The sequence below is a fragment of the Burkholderia sp. SR8 genome, from assembly GCF_052851275.1.
This window is the reverse complement of sequence record NZ_JAULUC010000004.1, coordinates 184,492-201,808: the sequence shown is the minus strand read 5'-3', so window position 1 is coordinate 201,808 and position 17,317 is coordinate 184,492. Positions and strand designations below refer to the sequence as shown.

Genomic DNA, 17,317 nt, shown 5'->3' with positions numbered 1-17,317 from the left:
TCAACGCTTGAAGTGCGGCGGCACGTTGCCGTCGACGTTGACCCACACCGAGCGCGCTTCCGTGTAGTCGTGCATCGCCTCGAAACCCATCTCGCGGCCGTAGCCCGACTTGCCGATGCCGCCGAACGGGCTGCCCGGGTTCACGCGCTTGTAGCAGTTGATCCAGCACATGCCCGCGTCGATCTTCGACGCCATCCGGTGCGCGCGCGACAGATCGTTGGTCCACAAGCCGCTGCCGAGCCCGTATTCGGTCGCGTTGGCGATCGACAGCGCTTCGTCGTCGCTGCCGAAGCGCAGCACGGTGACGAACGGCCCGAACACTTCCTCCTGTGCGACGCGATCGGCGGCGCTCTTCGCTTCGATGACGGTCGGACGCACGTAGTAGCCGTTCGCGAGCGCGGCCTCCTGCGGCGCGCTGCCGCCCGCGAGCACGCGGCCGCCCTGCTCGCGCGCGACGTCGACGAAGGACAGTACGCGGTCGAGGTGCTGCTTCGACGTCAGCGGGCCCATCTCGGTGTCCGGGTCCAGCGGGTTGCCGATGCGGATCGACGAAGCCAGCGACACGAAGCGCTCGAGGAATTCGTCCGCGACACGTTCATGCAGCACGAGACGCGAACCCGCGATGCACGCCTGCCCCTGGTTGTGGAAGATCGCCCAGGCCGCGCCGTTGATGGCGGCATCGAGATTCGCGTCGTCGAACACGATGTTCGCGCCCTTGCCGCCGAGTTCCAGCTGCACGCGCTTCAGGTTGCCCTGCGACGCTTCGACGATCCGGCGGCCCGTCGCGGTCGAACCGGTGAACGCGATCTTGCCGACGCCGGGATGTTCGGCGAGCCGCTGGCCGGCCGTATGTCCATAGCCGGGAACGATATTGACGACGCCTGCAGGGAAACCGACCTCGGCCATCAGTTCGACGATCCGCAGCGTCGACAGCGGCGTGATCTCCGACGGCTTGAGCACGACCGTGTTGCCCGCGGCCAGTGCCGGGCCCATCTTCCAGCTGGTGAACATCAGCGGGAAATTCCACGGCACGATCTGGCCGACGACGCCGATCGGTGCACGCTGCACGTAGTTCAGGAAGCCGGTTTCGACGGGAATCACCGAGCCTTGCAGCTTGTCGGCCATCCCGCCGAAGTAGCGAAAGCAGCCGGCCGTGCGCGGCACGTCGAGCGCGCGCGAATCGCGGATCGGATGACCGGTGTCGAGCGATTCGAGCTGCGCGAGTTCCTCGGCATTGGCTTCGATCGCATCGGCAAGACGCAGCAGCAGCCGGCCGCGTTCGGCTGCCGGCAGCGCCGACCATTTCGGAAACGCACGGGTCGCGGCTTCGACTGCCAGGTCCACGTCCGCCGCGGTGGCAGCCGCGATCTTCGTGATCGGCGAGCCGTCGTGCGGATTGAGCACGTCGATCGTGCCTCGGTCGACGGCGTCGACGAAGCGACCGTCGATGAAGAGTTGGGTTTGCATGAATCGTCCTCGGTTTTTTGCTGAAGCGCGGCTTAGAACGCGATCGGATACGGCGCAAGCTCGCCGCTCTCGTATCGCTGCGGCAGATCCGGCGTCGCGTTTTCCCAGACCAGCAGCATCGAACGCTTCGTCGAGTAGCCCTGGTGCCGGATGTCGGCCGGCATCGCGCAGATGTCGCCGGCGCGCATCGTGATCCGCGCGCGCGGCGCACCGGTGTTCTTGTCGCCGATGTCCCACACGATTTCGTCGGACAGTTGCAGGAACCATTCGACGCGGTCGTTGCCATGGAACACCGGCAGGATGAATTCCTCGGTCGTCGGGCAGAACAGGCTGCGCCCGCACACGGACGTGACCGACGGATTCCACGTCACGTCCGAGCGCGACAGGTACTTGAACAGGTTGAACGCGTGCAGTTCGCCTTCGAAGCCGGGCTTCGCGTGCACTTCCGGCTCGTCCTGGCCGACGTCGACAAACGCGCGGTTGACCGGCAGCTCGCCGCGCAGCGGCGAGTCGCCTTCGAGGCCCGGCATGCGGCGCGTCGCGATGCGCGTGCGCTCGATCGCCGCGCCGTTCTCGCCGTGCTTGCGGCCGAACGCGCTGCCCGTCTCTTCCGGCGCCGCGAACGGATCGAAGCCTTCGTTGGTCCAGTCGTGCAGCATCGCCTTGAAGGTCGCCATGATCGTCGGCGTGTCGAACGTCTCGGTGTAGTCGACGCCGGCTTCCTTCAGGATGCCGTTGAACGTACCCGCATACACGTCGACCTTGCCGTAGTGATTGCGCGTGCCGAACACGTGATCGAAGTTCACCCAGCCGTAGAAGAAACCCCACGCGACGTCGCGCATCATCGCGCGCAGGAACGCGTCCGCGGGGATCGCATGCGTGCGGGTCTGCCCTTTCGCGGGCCAGCTGATCTTCACGAAGTACTCGTCGCGCTGGAACGCGAATTCGCCGAGCCGGAAGCGGCGGTAACCGGTGACGGCATCGGCTTCCGTGGCCTGTACCAGATCGGCGGCGAAGCCTGCGGAAAGATCGAGGGTCTCGAGGGTGGCCATAACGTGTCTCCAGGGATATTTGAATGGGGCGGTCGGGTGGGTCAGTGCACGCAGATGTCGGCCCACTTCTCGACGGACAGCTCGCCGAGCACGGTCTGCACGAGCGCGACGCCCGGCTTGCTCGCGGCGAACCGGTATGCGCAGCCGGCCGGCAGCAGCGCCTGGTGCCCCTTGCGCAGCACGACGTAGCCCATCTCGCGGCCCGCCGGCTGCATGCCGGCGCGCACGGTGCCGCGGCCGGTGGTCGGCGGGTTGTCGAGCTTGATGAATTCGACGCGGACTTCGCCATCCATCTGGATCGCGAACTCGTCGTGCGCACACGCGAACCACGGCGACTGGCCGTCGGTGCGCAGCACTTCGATCACGTATTCGAGGTTCTTGCCGGCGACGACTTTCTCGTACGGCGCCGACTTCGATGCGACGTCGAAGATGTTGGAGAACGCGTAGTGCTTCGCGCTGCCGCTGGTGATTTCGATCTCGCCGCGGGTGTAGCCGTCGAGCGAACCAAAGACGGTGTGGAATGCCGTGTCGGTCATTGCTGTCTCCTGAGTTGAACCGCTTGTTGGATTCAACTTTAGGGGCGGCGGCGCGCGTCAACAAGGCAACGGACCGCGACTACGGCATTTGCGTTTCGCGAATAATCGCCGCGCTCAGCGGACCCAGCCGCGCTCCAGCAGCGGACGGTCCCACGGCGATTCGTCGCCGATGTATTCGACGAGGAATTCGACCAGCGCCTTGACCTTCAGCGCCTGTCGCTGCGTTGCGGGATAGACGGCCGCGAAGCTCAGCGGCGCGATCTGGAAGTCGGTGAGAATGGGGACCAGCCGGCCCGCGACGAGCGCGTCGCTCGCGACCAGCGTCGGCAGGCAGACGACGCCGCCGCCCGTCAGCGCGTACTCGCGCAGCAGGTGCACGGAGTTCGAGCGGATCATGCCGGGCAGCTCCATCTCGACGACTTCGTCGCCGCGTGTGAGCGTCCAGCGATTGCGTGATGGATAACCCGAATACAGCGCCGTGGTGTGCTGCAGCAATTCGCGCGGATGTTGTGGCGCACCATGCGCGTCGAGGTACGCGGGCGACGCGCAGAAGAGCCGCCGCACCACGAACAGGCGCCGCTCGATCAGCGACTCGGAAATCGGCGGGAAGATCTGGAACGCGATGTCGAACCCTTCTTCGACAGGGTCCACGACACGGTCATTGACGATGATGTCGAGCTGGATGCCCGGATAGCGGCGATTGAATTCGGCGAGCGGCACGCCGAAGTGATCGAGCGCGAAACCGGGCAGCATCTGGATGCGCAGCCGTCCGGTCGGTGTCGCGCGCAGTTCGCGCATCTGGTCGGTCAGCTCGTTCACGCGCCCGACCACCTCGGCGCATTCGCGGTAGAAGGTCTCGCCGACTTCGGACAACCGAACGTGGCGCGTGCTGCGATGGAACAGCGGCGCGTTGACGAACTTCTCCAGCTGCTGGATGCGGTTCGTCACGACCGAACTGGTGACCCCAAGCTGCCGGGCCGCTTCCGCGAAACTGCTCGCCTCCGCGACCCTGACGAATGCTTCGATGCTCAGAAACCGGTCCATACCGCGCCCTTCCCGAAAGCGAAACAGGCAGTCTAACCGCAGCCGCCGGCCGGTTGGGTCATGCGAAAGGCGTCAGTCTGTCACCTGACGGGTGTCAATCGTGCCGAGCGCCTGCGGCACGTCACGGCTGCTTGCCGGCCGTCAGCTCGGGGTGCACGCCCACGCGCCGCTGCAGCACGGCCGGCGCGGTTTCGCGCAGCAGCATGCTGACCACGATGCCGAGCAGCACCGCGCCCATCGGCAGCCACAGAATGTTCTGGATGCCGAAGTGCGCGGCGACGTAGCCGCCCATCGCCGGCGCGATGCCGCCGCCGAAGATTTCGCCGCAGCCGACCACCACGCCGATCGACGTCGACACGAGGCCGACCGGCGCGGCTTCGGTCGCAACCGGGCCCGACAGCAGCGACACCAGCCCGAGCGTGAAGAACGACGCGACGAACAGCACGATGAACAGCGTGACGGGTTGCGGGCCGAGGCCGCGGAAGATGTAGAGCATCACGGCCGTGCCGGCAAAGCCGACGATGCTCGCGAGGCGGCGGCCGACCAGGTCGGACAGCCCCGGCAACCCGAACTGCCCGAGAAAGCCGCCGAAGCCGATTGCCGACACGACGAGCCCCATCTTCTGCGTGCCGAGCGACAGGTAGTCGGTCAGGTACAGCGGCAGCAGCGCGCCGAGCACGAACACGCCCGTCATCGCGCAACACAATGCGGCCATCGCGACGAGGATGTTGCGGCTCTTGAGCACGTGGCCGAGCGACGCCGGCGCGTGTTCCGACACGACCTCCTTCGCGCGCTTCGGTTCTCGGATCACGAAGAACATGATCGCGCCGAGGATCAGCCCGGGAATCGCGACGAGCGCGAACACCCAGCGCCACGACACGAACTCGAGCAGTTGCGTCGCGATGATCGGTGACAGCGCAAGCCCGAACAGCGCGAAGCCGCTTTGCTGCAGCCCGAGGTTCAGGCCGCGCCGCCGCGGATGCGACGCGTCGGCGGTCGCCGCGAAGCTGGTCGGGCAGAACGAGCCTTCGGCGACACCCATCAGCCCGCGAATCGCGATCAGGCCGAGCAGCCCGCCCGCGAGCCCCGAGAAGCCCGACAGCAGCGAGAACGCGACGATCGCCGGAATCAGCACCTTGCGGCGGCCGATCTTGTCGGAAATGCCGCCCATCAGCGCCGCGAAGATGCCCCACGACAGCCCGAGCACGCCGATGCAGTTGCCGACGTCCTGCGCGGTCAGGTTGAGGTCCTTCATGATCGACGGGAACAGCGGCGCGATGAGCCAGCGGTCGAGGCCGACCAGCCCGAAACCGAGCGCCAGCAGCGTGACCGCCTTCCACTCGTACGCGGTATCCCACTCGTTTGCTTTCATGTCTGTCTCCGTGGAGCTGGTCAGCCTGCGCGCGCCGGAGCGTCCGTGCATGAGCCAGGTCCGTTGTCTTGGATGTGCGATGCGACGCGAGTCGCGGGGAAATGGCGGCCGCCTTCCGGTTGCAGGCGTCGAATTCAATCAGCCGACGCCCGAACGATAGGGGTGCGAATGCGGATCGGGTATCGAACAACCGGCGAACGCGCCATTCGCGAAATGCAAATAATCGGACGCGCGCTGCGCGGGCCGTCAGCGGACAGCGCGCGACGGGCTTCGACAGCACCGGAATGGCGCCGATGCCTGGGTCACCGGGGGAATCCCTCATAGACATCGGCCGATCGCCACAGGGGTCCATCCGGCCACGACAGGATTTAATTTTCCATAAGGCAACACGAAGGGAATATTCTTCCACTCGGCACCCGACGCTCAGCGCATTTTGGATCCATTTTCCCCGCTTCCCCTCGTATCATTTCTCCCGTCACGAAGAGAAAGAACCAGAGAAGGACATGAGCGATACCACCCCGCTGCACTACCTCGACTACGCAGCCACGACGCCTGCGGATCCCCGCGTGATCGAAGCGATGACCGCCTGCCTCGGCGCCGACGGCATCTTCGGCAATCCCGCGTCGAGTTCGCACGCCGCCGGCCGCCTCGCGAAGGAAAAGGTCGAGCACGCGCGCGCGCAGGTTGCCGCGCTGATCGGCGCGGATGCCGATGAAATCGTCTGGACGTCGGGCGCCACCGAATCGAACAACCTCGCGCTGAAAGGCTATGCGGAAACCGCGACCGACAAGCGCCACCTGATCACGAGCCGCATCGAACACAAGGCGATCCTCGACACGGTGGCAAACCTCGCCAAGCGCGGAATGACGGCGACCTGCCTGTCGCCCACCGCCGACGGCGAAATCACCGTCGATGCGGTGGCCGCGGCGATCGGCCCCGATACGGGCCTCGTATCGCTGATGCTCGTCAACAACGAGCTCGGCACGCTGACCGACATCGCCGCAATTTCGCGCATCGTGCACGCGGCCGGCGCGCTGCTGCACGTCGACGCCGCGCAGGCGCTCGGCAAGACGCCGATCGACGTGCGCGCGCTCGGCATCGACCTGCTGTCGATGTCCGCGCACAAGGTCTACGGTCCGAAGGGTATCGGCGCGCTGTTCGTGCGCCGCGACATTGCCGATCGCATCGCGCCGCAGATTCACGGCGGCGGCCATGAGCGCGGCCTGCGCTCGGGCACGCTCGCGACGCATCAGATCGTCGGGATGGGCACCGCGTGCGAACTGGCCGCCGACAAGCTCGAGCGCGAGAGCGCACGCATCGCGGCACTCAGCGCGCGCCTGAAGGACGCGCTGCTCGCGCTCGGCGACATCACGCACAACGCCGCAGCCGCACGCCGCATTCCGCACACGTTGAGCCTCACGGTCAATGCGCCGGGCTTCTTCCCGTTCATGCTCGGCGATTCGCTCGCCGTGTCGTCGACCTCCGCATGCAATTCGACGAGTGGCGCACCGTCGCACGTGCTGACCGCGATCGGGCTCGATGCGGAAACGGCCGGCCGCACGGTGCGCATCAGCTTCGGCCGCTTCACGACGGAGCAGGACGTCGACTTCGCGATCGCGTGTTTCGAACGCGCGCTCGAGCAATGCCGTGCTTCGGCCGCGACCGGGTTCACGGCATCGCGGCAGATCACACCGGCGGAGCTGAAGGCGATTCGCAACGCGGGCTTTCGCGCGGTGATCTGCAATCGGCCGGACGGCGAAAGCGCCGATCAGCCGTCGTTCGACGAGATCGCCGCCGCGGCACGCGAGCTCGGCCTCGACGCGCGTTATCTGCCGGTCGAGCGCGACCGGATCGGCGACGCGGAAGTCGATGCGTTCGGCGCGCTGGTCGATGAACTGCCGAAGCCGGTGCTCGCGTATTGCCGAAGCGGGAGCCGATCGGGGATGCTGTGGAATCGGCTGACCGCGCGGCGCGCGGTGACGCTTTGAGTCCAACGCCAACGTAACGGAACACCCCCCGCGCGCTCCCGGCGTCGATCCGTCCGGCATTCCGCCTCACGATACGATCGATGCCGCGTCAGGAGCGCGCCCTTCTTCCCGCGCCCGCATGTCGACATGCATGGCGCATCCGCGATTCCTCCTGGTTTCTTACAAACCACAAGCCGCCACACCGTGCCCCCGAACGGTGCACGCACCAGAAGTTTCGTCACATTGCCGAAATCCGATATCGCCGCGAGATTTGGCTTCATACCGTTCCCGTATCGGACCGGCAAGCGGCCGTCATCTCCGCATGACGCCGCGTGCCGCCGACGAATTCCAGGAGCGGGCCGCCGGATGGGCCCGGGGCAGCGATGACGGTCCTGCCGCGCAGGACATTCGTGATGGAGCAAACAAACATGGATGCGAAACTCCAGCCTGATTCAGGCACCGACAGTGACGTGAGCCTTCTCCACAAGATGGGATACGCGCAGGAGCTGTCGAGACGCATGAGCGGCTTCTCGAACTTCGCGGTGTCGTTTTCGGTGATCTGCATCCTGTCGGGCGGCATCACCGCGTTCCAGCTCGCGTTTTCCGCGGCCGGCGGCGCATCGATCGGCCTCGGCTGGCCGCTCGGCTCGCTGTTCGCGCTGATCGTCGCGGTGTCGATGTCGCAGATCGCGTCGGCGTTCCCGACCGCCGGCGGCCTCTATCACTGGGGCGCGATCCTCGGCGGCAAGAAGTGGGGGTGGATGACGGCGTGGCTGAACCTGATCGGCCTGATCTTCGTGATCGCGGCGATCAACTTCGGCACCTACGATCCATTCTTCAAGACGCTGATCGCGCCGATGTTCGGCGTCAGCCCCGACAGCCTGACCTGGTGGCACCAGACCGCGTTCATCGCGTTCATCACGATCTCGCAGGCAATCCTGAACGCACGCGGAATCAGGATCGCGAGCAAGATCACGGACCTGTCCGGCTACCTGATCTTCGTCGTGACGATCGCGCTGGTCGTGTCGCTGCTGGTGTACTCGCCGGTCGCGTTCGATCTGCATCGGCTCGTCACCTTCACGAACTTCACCGGCGTCGACGGCGGCGCATGGCCGAAACAGACCACGCCGCTCGCGTTCCTGTCCGGCCTGCTGCTGGTGACCTACACGATCACGGGCTTCGATGCGTCCGCGCACACGTCGGAAGAGACGCACGATGCAGCGAAGAACGTGCCGCGCGGGATCATCGGCTCCGTGTTCTGGTCCGCGGTGTTCGGCTACGTGATGGTGTGCGCGTTCGTGCTGGTGATGCCGGACCTGACCGCCGCGATGAAGCAGGGCACCGGCTTCTTCGAGGCGATCCTCGCGCCGATTCCGAAGACGCTGCGCATCAGCCTCGAACTCGCGATGTTCTTCATCAACTACGTGTGCGGGCTCGCCGCGATCATGTCGACGTCGCGGATGATGTACGCGTTTGCGCGCGACGGCGGGCTGCCGGCATCGAAGCTGCTGCGCAGCGTGAACCACAACCATCGGACGCCCGGCCCGGCGATCTGGACGTGCGCGGTGCTCGCGATCGTCGTCACGCTGTACGGCGACGCGTTCTCGGTGCTGAGCGCCGGCAGCGCCGTGTTCCTGTTCATCTCGTATGCAATGCCGATCGGCTCCGGGATGCTGGCCGAAGGGCGCACGTGGACCGAAAAGGGCCCGTTCCAGCTCGGCATCTGGTCGAAGCCGTGCGCGTTTCTCGCACTGGTGGGCGCATGCGTGCTCGCGTATGTCGGCATCCAGCCGCCGAACGAAAAGGTGCTTTACGTGCTCGTCGCGTTCGTGGTCGTGCTGATGGTCATCTGGTACGGCTTCGGCGTGCGCAAGTCGTTCGCGGGGCCGCCGGTGCTGAAGGACACGCGCAACGACGAACGCATTCGCGAACTGGAGGCGAACGTCGATCCGACGGTGTGACGCGACCTTCGCTTGAACACAGCGCAAAAAATCCGGCTCGCGTGATGATGCGAGCCGGATTTTTTTATATCGCTTCGGAGTTCATAAGGTTCAACCGCGCAGGCGGTTGAACCCGACCAAATCCGGTTGCCGCTTCTTGGCCGACTTCTTAGCCATAGACCGGGAAACGCTTGGTCAGCTCCGCGACCAGACCGCGCACGCGCTCGATCGTCGCCGCATCTTCCGGCGCTTCGAGCACGTCGGCGATCAGGTTGCCGACCTGCTCCGCTTCCGCCGGGCCGAAACCGCGCGTCGTCATCGCCGGCGAACCCAGGCGGATGCCGCTCGTCACGAACGGCTTTTCCGGATCGTTCGGGATCGCGTTCTTGTTCACCGTGATGTGCGCCGCACCGAGCGCCGCCTCAGCTGCCTTGCCCGTGATGTGCTTCGCGCGCAGGTCCACCAGCATCACGTGGCTTTCCGTGCGGCCCGACACGATGCGCAGCCCGCGCTTGACCAGCGTTTCAGCCAGCACGCGTGCGTTCTCGACCACCTTCTGCTGATATTCCTTGAACTCCGGCGACAGCGCTTCCTTGAACGCCACGGCCTTCGCCGCGATCACGTGCATCAGCGGGCCGCCCTGGATGCCCGGGAAGATCGCCGAGTTGATCGGCTTCTCGTACTCGGCTTTCATCAGGATCACGCCGCCGCGCGGGCCGCGCAGGCTCTTGTGCGTCGTCGTCGTCACGAAGTCGGCATGCGGCACCGGGTTCGGATACACGCCTGCCGCGATTAGCCCCGCGTAGTGCGCCATGTCGACCATCAGGTATGCGCCGACCGACTTCGCGATCTTCGCGAGACGCTCGAAATCGATCTTCAGCGCGAACGCCGACGCGCCCGCGACGATCAGCTTCGGCTTGTGTTCGTTCGCGAGCTTCTCGGCCGCGTCGTAGTCGATGTCTTCGTTCTCGTTCAGGCCGTAGCTGACGACGTTGAACCACTTGCCCGACATGTTCACCGGCGAGCCGTGCGTCAGGTGGCCGCCGTGCGCGAGGCTCAGCCCCATGATCGTGTCGCCCGGCTTGAGCATCGCGAAGAACACGCCCTGGTTCGCCTGCGAACCGGAGTTCGGCTGCACGTTCGCCGCTTCCGCGCCGAACAGCTGCTTCACGCGGTCGATCGCCAGTTGCTCGACCACGTCGACGTATTCGCAGCCGCCGTAGTAGCGCTTGCCCGGATACCCTTCCGCGTACTTGTTCGTGAGCTGCGAGCCCTGTGCAGCCATCACGGCCGGACTCGTGTAGTTTTCCGACGCGATCAGCTCGATGTGATCTTCCTGCCGGCGGTTCTCGTCCTGAATGGCAGTCCAGAGTTCCGGATCGACGTTGGCGACGGTGCTGGTAGAGCGATTGAACATGATGATTGATCAAAAGAGAGTGATGGATTGACCCTGGTAGGCCGGACTTGCCCGGACCCGCGAAGCCGGGCGCCGCACCGGCGCCCGATGACGTCGACAACCATGCCGCCCCGCGATGCCGGCTGAACGGTTATTCGCCATTGCCATTCCAGCAGACGCAAATTCGTTCAGATAGAAGGATTACGACATTCCGCTAGGACGCATCGCGCGGCGCCCAGGCAAAAAAAATCGAAGGTCCGCATCGCTGCGGAACCTTCGATGGAACCGGCCGTTCCTGGAGAGGGCACGCCCGGCCGGCGGCTTCTTGCGAATATCGGGGCCTAAACCGCCGAGAAGCAGTTGTCGACGAACAGATGGGTGCCGTTGACGAAGCTCGATTCGTCAGACGCAAGGAACAGCGCAGCCGCGGCCACTTCCGACGGCTCGCACAGCCGGCCTTGCTGCACTGCAATGGCCGCTTCGGTCGCGTCCACGCCCATCGCCTGCAGATCCTTCAGCTCGCGCATCCCGTGCGGCGTGCGGATGAACCCGGGCGCGAGCGCGTTGCAGCGGATGCCGCGGTCGCGATACTCGACGGCGATCGCCCGCGCGAACATGTGGCACGCGCCCTTGGTCGCGTCGTACAGCACTTCGCCCGGCGTCGCGCAGACGGCCGAGATCGACGACGTGCAGACGATGCTGCCGCGCCCCTTCTCCAGCATCTGCGGCAGCACGGCCTTGGTCATCAGGAACATGCTCTTCACGTTCACGCCCATCAGCCAGTCCCATTCCGACTCGTCGATGTCGAGGAACGGCTTCACGATCAGCGTGCCCGCATGATTGAACAGGATGTCCGCGTTGCCGTAGTGCCTGCGGGCCGCGTCGACCGCGTTCTGCACGTCCGCCTGCTTCGACACGTCGGCACCGAGGCCGATCGCCTGCAAGCCGGCGTCGCGCAGCCGCGACGCGAGCGTTTCGGCCGCATCGCCGTCGCGGTCGATGATCGCCACCTTCGCGCCCTGCGCGGCGAACAGCTCCGATGCAGCGCCGCCGCATCCGCCCGCGCCGCCGCTCACGATGGCGACCTTGCCGGCCAGCCGGCCGTCGATCTTCACGTTCATGCGTTGTTCTCCAGTGTGGTTCGTTCGGACCGCTGACTGCTCAGCTGAACAGCGTCCGAAGATGATCGTTGAGAAAATAGCCTTCGGGATCCACGCTGCGGCGGAGTGCGCGGAACGCTTCGGCCTTCGGGAACCAGCGGTCCACGTCGTCGCGGTTCGTGAAGTGCAGCTTGCCCCAGTGCGGCCGCGAGCCGTAATCGCGCAAGATGTCGTCGACATCCTTCAGGAACGGCCAGTAGTCGACGCCGTTCGGACCGCCCGAGCACGAGATCGTCACGCTGTCCTGATGGTTGAACGGGCTGATCCACGCGGGGTCGCCCTTCGTGAACCGATATTCGACCGGGAAGATGCAGTCGCGGTGCTTCGTGAGGATCAACTCGCGCACGCGGCGCAGCGCCTCCTTGCCGTGTTCGGCCGGCACCGCGTATTCGAGCTCGTGGAAGTTCGCGACGTAGTCGATCGCATAGACTTCGGCGCTGTACGCGATCTTCTCGTGCTCGCCTTCGCGGAACGTGCGTTCGTCGGTGACGTCCATCACCTTGATCTCGCACACGTCGTAGTCCTTCTTCGAGTTCGACACCTTCGCGGTATCGGGCAGGCAGTACAGGTGGCGGCTTTCGGACGTCGGACACCAGAAGAACCCGAAATGCCGGTGGTTCGCCGCAAGGTCGTCGTACTGGTCCATCAGCGCTTCGAAGTCCTCGCGCCACACGCGGTCGTGCAGCCAGAACGCGTCGGTCACCTGCAGCGTCAGTTCCGACACCACGCCGAACATGCCGATGTTCACCTGCGTCGCATGCAGCAGGTCGAGGTCGCGCTTGTCGCTCACTTCCATGATCGAGCCGTCGGGGCGAACGATGCGCATCCCGACCACCTGCGACGACAGGTTGCTCAACGTCGTCCCCGTGCCGTGCGTGCCGGTGGCGAGCGCGCCGGCGATCGCCTGCGAATCGATGTCGCCCTGGTTGACCAGCGAGAAGCCGATCTCCTTCAGATGACGCGTCACCGCATTGATCCGCGTGCCGGCCTTCACCGTCACGCGCTTTTGTCGCTCGTCGACCGCGACGATGCCCTGATAGTCGTGCAACGACAGCAGCAGGCCGCTCGTCGCGACGATGGGCGTGAACGAATGGCCCGAGCCCGCGCAGCGGACGTTCTTGCCCGCGCGCGTCGCCGCGTGCACGAGTTCGGCGATCTCCGCCTCGCTGACGGGCGACGCCATGTGCGCGGCGACGCACGACTGATTGCCGACCCAGTTCCGCCAGAATCCGCCACGTGGAAGCTCCATCGACGTCTCTCCAGAAGTGCGCCGGCCGTCCTGCGCCGGCAGCGATGTTCGGTTCGGCCGGCAACGCGGCGGGATGCCCGGCGCCGGCGCGATACGTTGCGCTCCGTTGGTGCAAAGGTATGTCGCCGGATGGTTTTCCACTATCGGATTTCGGCAAGCGAGGGTTTTCCACCGGCGGTGGGGCGCCAGGCTTTTTGACCGGCTTGCCGAGCGGCTACAATGAATCGACCCGGCCAGCCCCTTCCCGACCCCGATGACGCCGTCTGCCGATCCGAGCGATTTTTCTGGCGCTCCGCCGTTCGCGCGAGCGGTGGCGTTCTGCGCATTCACCGACGTCGAGGAACAGGCGCGGATCTTCGACGGCTGGGACCTCAACTACACGCAGATTTCGGGCGGCCTGTTTCATGGTTCGTCGTCGATCGTGTCGCTCGGCGGCATCCGGCTGCTGGTCGAGGATCTCGACAAGGTGATCCTGCAGCAGGGCGCGGTGCCGTCGGACCGCATCGCGGTGGCCGTGCCGCTGGAACTCGAAGGCCATGCGCGCATGTGCGGGGAGAAGAGCAGCCGCGACAGCCTGCACGTGTTTTCGAGCCTGCCCGTATTCGAGTTCTACTCGCCGGAACGGCATCTGCTGGTCAATGTCGAGATCGAGCCCGACAAGCTGTCGACGGAAACGATGCGCACGCTGGCCGCGTCGCTGCGCGCACGCACCTTCGCGCCGCTGATTCCGATGACGACCGAGGTCGCGGACCGCCTGCGCGACCTGCTGCGCTACACGATGGCCGCGGCCGCGAAAAGCACGCCGGTCGAGGACGTCACGACGCAGGACCGGATCGAACTGCTCGAACGAACCGTGCTGTATGCGATCTCCGAAGCGATGACCGTACCGCCGCAGGACGCGGACGCTGCCGGCGCGCGCCCGGCCACGACGAAGTACTGGTCGCTCGTCAACGCGGTGCAGGAGCGGCTGCAGGACGCCTCGACGTGCCCGCTGTCGATCGCCGAACTGTGCGTGCAGCTCGGCATCAGCCGGCGCACCGCGCAATACGCGTTCAACGACACGCTGAACCTGAATCCGATCGCGTACCTGCGCGCCGTCCGGCTGAATCACGTCCGCCGCGAACTGCGGCTCGGCGGGTCGGTGACCGCTGCCGCGACGAAATGGGGCTTCTGGCACCTGAGCAGTTTCGCGCAGGACTATCGCGCGATGTTCGGCGAGTTGCCGTCGGCGACGGCGCGGCGCTACGCGCACCGCGACGCGTGAATATCGTTCTCCTGCATGCGCAGCACGCGCGTGCGTCGCTGAACTTCGATGAAGAAAGCCGCGGCCGGACCTGCGCCGCGGCATGTCGAAGCAGGTCGCGGCCGGTGCCGGGCGGCCGGTACCCGCCCGGCACCGGCCGCGCCTGCCTGCACACGACCACGCTACGCCGTCACTCCTGCTGATCCTGCTGTTCCTGCTGCGCCTGCACCTGCCGCTGCTGGATGAACTGCCGCACGTCGCTCATCGTCACGCGACCGGTGTGCTTCGCATCGATCTCGTCGAAGTGCTTCGCGACGAACCCGAGCCCGCTGCTCTGCGCCTGCGCCTTCGTCACCGCCGCGCCGTTGCCAAGCACAGTGTTGCCGCCGAGCCGCGCATCGACGCGTTTCTGCGCCTGCTGCTGCAGCGTCGCGCCGGTCGACGGCAGCACCGGCGCCGCGCGGGTCGAAGGAAAGAATGGGCCGTCGACGCCATGCGCACCGTGCGGCAGCTTCACCGGCGCGACCGCCTGCGGCGGCAGTGCGTAGGCGCTGCTCATCGCGGCACCGACGACGATCAACGGAGACAGATGCCGCATCAAGTTGATTGGAGACATGATCGCTCGCATTCGATGGATGAATAGAGGGTTCCCTTTCACGACGCGTCCGCCGCTCACGGTGCCGCTGCCAGCGTCGTCGCGGCCGTCGCGCCTGGCGTGCTGCCGGTCGGCGTGCCGGCCGGGTTCTCGTCCGGCCACGGCGGCGGCAGCGTGCGCAGCGTCAGCGCGGTCGGAATCCGCCGGCCCTGATAGAAGAGCGTCAGGTCGCGCTTCATCTGCGGACGCGCGACGTCGTCCAGATACGTCATGTGCCCGCCCTGGAAGAAGTTCACCTGCAGCTTCGGATTCAGCCCCTTCACCGTCTGCAGACGCGCGAGCTGCTTCTCCGTGTTGAAGAACGGCGTCGCCAGATCGTGCAGGCCGTTCTCCGCGAGCACGTGGAGCTTCGGATTCAGCTGCAGCGCGCCGAGCAGATCGGGGATCGTGTCGGGCATCGGCTGGCCGTCATGCGAGAAGTCCCACACCTGGATGATGTTGTCGTTCAGCGGCAGGTAGGTCGCATTCGGCGCGGTGTAGCCGAGGTAGTCGGGCATCTGCGTCGCGAGCGCGTTCGTGAACGGCTGCGAGATCAGGATGTCCGACGGGTCGCCGTCCGTTTGCAGCCGCGGGTCCGAGTTCGGCAACGACACGCGTCCGTCGTAACGGCCGATCGTCGTGCCGGGCAACAGGCTCGTGCCGAACGGGTTCGCGTTGAAGTAGCCGCGCAGCGCCTGCAGCGTCAGGCTCGACGGCACCGACCACAGCTTCAGCGTCGCGTCGCTCGGGAACACCGGCGTGCCGAGCGCATCCGGAATGCCGAGCTGGCTCAGCACCCACGATTGCGAATACTTCTGCAGCTGGTTGTAGATCAGCGTCGTGAACAATTCGGTCTGCAGTGCATACAGATACTGATTGACCGGCGCCGGCGACACCTGGTTGAAATACTCGGCCACCGCCGCATAACCGGGCAGATAGCCGGCCACGGTATCGGTGTCGAGCAGCAGCCCTTCGGTCGATTGCGTGATCGCCACCGCCTCCACCGCATCCGCGAAGTAGTTGAGGATCGACGACTGCAGCACGATCCCGGTCAGATGCACGCCGGCCGATTCGAGTGCGAGCGCGAGCATGTCGGTCCGTGGCGTGCCGTACGATTCGCCGTACAGGTAGATCGGCGACGTGCCGCGGCCGTTCACGTTCAGGTAGCGCTGGATGAAGTCGCGCATGATGTTCACGTCCGCATCCGAACCCCAGTATTTCTGGTTCGTGTTCGGCAGCACGGCTTCCGACAGGCCGGTTCCGGGCGGATCGATGAACACGAGGTCGGTCGTGTCGATCAGGCTTTCCGCGTTGTCGACGAGCGGATAGTTCGGCCAGTTGTTGCCGAACAGCGGATCGGGCGTCGCGACGCGCGTCGGCGCGAACGAGCCGAGCCGCAGCCAGATCGACGACGAACCGGGGCCGCCGTTATAGACGAACGTGACAGGCCGCGGCTTGCCGTTGGTGCTCGGCGCGGTGTACGCGACGTACGACATCGACGCCTCCGCATTGCCGTTCGCGTCCTGTGCGGTCAGATGGCCGGTGGTCGTCGTGTAGTTGACCGTCGTGCCGCCGGACTTCCACTGGTAATGCATCACCGCTGCCTTCTCGGACACCTGCGCGGGCGCGAGACCGTCGGTCGCGTTCATCGAATACGCGACGGGGTCGACGTAAGGCTGGTTCGCCGCGGGCGTGGGGTTGGCGGCCGCCTGTTGCGCGCTGGCCTGCTGGCTCGCGGTGGCCTGCGCAAGACTCGACGCGGCGACCGACGACGAATCGTCGCCGCCGCAGCTCGCGAGCGCGATTGCCATCGCGGTCAATGCGCCTAGCCCGGCCAGCCGGCCGCGACGTTCGCGGCGGCTGCCGGTCCTGCTCCTGTCTGGTTTCATCTCTGTCCTTCGTGTTGGGTCGGATACCGTTTCACAGAGGCCGCCACCGCCGGCGAAAAACGCGCAGGCGCACCCGCCACTCGCGTTGCACGGTCGGCAGACGGCGATCGGGGATTGGACTTCTTCGAGAGACTGAACTTGATACAGACACAGCAAACTGCTGGCGGAGAATGATGCGAGAACGCCGCCCCCTTGCAGTTCTGACGACTTTTGTATTACCAAAATTTACGACATGACAAAAATAGGCGGTGCTGCGCCGCGTTGTCAAAGATCATTCCGATATTAAAAAAGCGCCGATGATGCGACTGGAAAGCAGTGTCTGGATTTTGAAAGAAAATACGATTGTTCGCGTTTTCGGTCCGGCACGA

General features: G+C 65.6%; 13 protein-coding genes. 3 read left to right on the top strand and 10 right to left on the bottom strand.

Going from position 1 to position 17,317, the window contains the following annotated elements:
* The 5 genes from Q3A80_RS06675 to Q3A80_RS06655 form a co-directional block, all read right to left on the bottom strand.
* Window positions 1-1,467 carry an aldehyde dehydrogenase family protein gene (locus Q3A80_RS06675; RefSeq protein WP_446328279.1) on the bottom strand — a complete coding sequence of 489 codons (1,467 nt, stop codon included), beginning with the start codon at window positions 1,465-1,467 and terminating at the stop codon, window positions 1-3.
* 32 nt (window positions 1,468-1,499) lie between these two features.
* Window positions 1,500-2,519 (bottom strand): hydroxyquinol 1,2-dioxygenase, encoded by a 1,020-nt coding sequence (locus Q3A80_RS06670; protein ID WP_446328278.1) that lies wholly within the window; start codon window positions 2,517-2,519, stop codon window positions 1,500-1,502.
* Window positions 2,520-2,560: 41 nt separating this feature from the next.
* Window positions 2,561-3,055 carry a hydroxyquinol 1,2-dioxygenase gene (locus Q3A80_RS06665; RefSeq protein WP_446328277.1) on the bottom strand — a complete coding sequence of 165 codons (495 nt, stop codon included), beginning with the start codon at window positions 3,053-3,055 and terminating at the stop codon, window positions 2,561-2,563.
* 114 nt (window positions 3,056-3,169) lie between these two features.
* Window positions 3,170-4,099, bottom strand: coding sequence for a LysR family transcriptional regulator (locus tag Q3A80_RS06660; protein WP_044848336.1), 930 nt, complete (start codon window positions 4,097-4,099; stop codon window positions 3,170-3,172).
* A 121-nt stretch (window positions 4,100-4,220) separates the two neighbouring features.
* Window positions 4,221-5,471, bottom strand: coding sequence for an MFS transporter (locus tag Q3A80_RS06655; RefSeq protein WP_446328276.1), 1,251 nt, complete (start codon window positions 5,469-5,471; stop codon window positions 4,221-4,223).
* Between the two features lie 503 nt (window positions 5,472-5,974).
* Between Q3A80_RS06655 and Q3A80_RS06650 the strand changes: the two genes are divergently transcribed.
* Both Q3A80_RS06650 and Q3A80_RS06645 read left to right on the top strand, forming a co-directional pair.
* The gene (locus tag Q3A80_RS06650) at window positions 5,975-7,459 is read left to right on the top strand and encodes an aminotransferase class V-fold PLP-dependent enzyme (RefSeq protein ID WP_446328275.1); all 1,485 of its coding nucleotides are present in this window, start codon (window positions 5,975-5,977) and stop codon (window positions 7,457-7,459) included.
* A gap of 407 nt (window positions 7,460-7,866) precedes the next feature.
* Window positions 7,867-9,399, top strand: coding sequence for an amino acid permease (locus Q3A80_RS06645; protein ID WP_446328274.1), 1,533 nt, complete (start codon window positions 7,867-7,869; stop codon window positions 9,397-9,399).
* A gap of 148 nt (window positions 9,400-9,547) precedes the next feature.
* Here Q3A80_RS06645 and glyA read toward each other — a convergent pair whose 3' ends face one another.
* From glyA to Q3A80_RS06630, 3 genes are all read right to left on the bottom strand, one after another.
* Complete coding sequence (gene glyA, locus Q3A80_RS06640) at window positions 9,548-10,795, bottom strand: serine hydroxymethyltransferase (RefSeq protein ID WP_446328273.1); 1,248 nt, start codon at window positions 10,793-10,795, stop codon at window positions 9,548-9,550.
* A gap of 320 nt (window positions 10,796-11,115) precedes the next feature.
* Window positions 11,116-11,895 (bottom strand): SDR family NAD(P)-dependent oxidoreductase, encoded by a 780-nt coding sequence (locus Q3A80_RS06635; protein WP_446328272.1) that lies wholly within the window; start codon window positions 11,893-11,895, stop codon window positions 11,116-11,118.
* A gap of 40 nt (window positions 11,896-11,935) precedes the next feature.
* Complete coding sequence (locus Q3A80_RS06630; protein WP_446328271.1) at window positions 11,936-13,183, bottom strand: D-arabinono-1,4-lactone oxidase; 1,248 nt, start codon at window positions 13,181-13,183, stop codon at window positions 11,936-11,938.
* 310 nt (window positions 13,184-13,493) lie between these two features.
* On the opposite strand from Q3A80_RS06630, the gene Q3A80_RS06625 reads away from it, so the two are divergent.
* The gene (locus Q3A80_RS06625; protein WP_446328270.1) at window positions 13,494-14,447 is read left to right on the top strand and encodes a helix-turn-helix domain-containing protein; all 954 of its coding nucleotides are present in this window, start codon (window positions 13,494-13,496) and stop codon (window positions 14,445-14,447) included.
* 169 nt (window positions 14,448-14,616) lie between these two features.
* Here Q3A80_RS06625 and Q3A80_RS06620 read toward each other — a convergent pair whose 3' ends face one another.
* Together Q3A80_RS06620 and Q3A80_RS06615 are read right to left on the bottom strand one after the other, a co-directional pair.
* Window positions 14,617-15,042, bottom strand: a complete 426-nt coding sequence (locus tag Q3A80_RS06620; RefSeq protein WP_446328269.1) for a 2-oxoglutarate dehydrogenase — start codon at window positions 15,040-15,042, stop codon at window positions 14,617-14,619.
* A 56-nt stretch (window positions 15,043-15,098) separates the two neighbouring features.
* Window positions 15,099-16,949, bottom strand: coding sequence for a S10 family serine carboxypeptidase-like protein (locus Q3A80_RS06615; RefSeq protein WP_446328268.1), 1,851 nt, complete (start codon window positions 16,947-16,949; stop codon window positions 15,099-15,101).
* Window positions 16,950-17,317 lie beyond the last annotated feature (368 nt).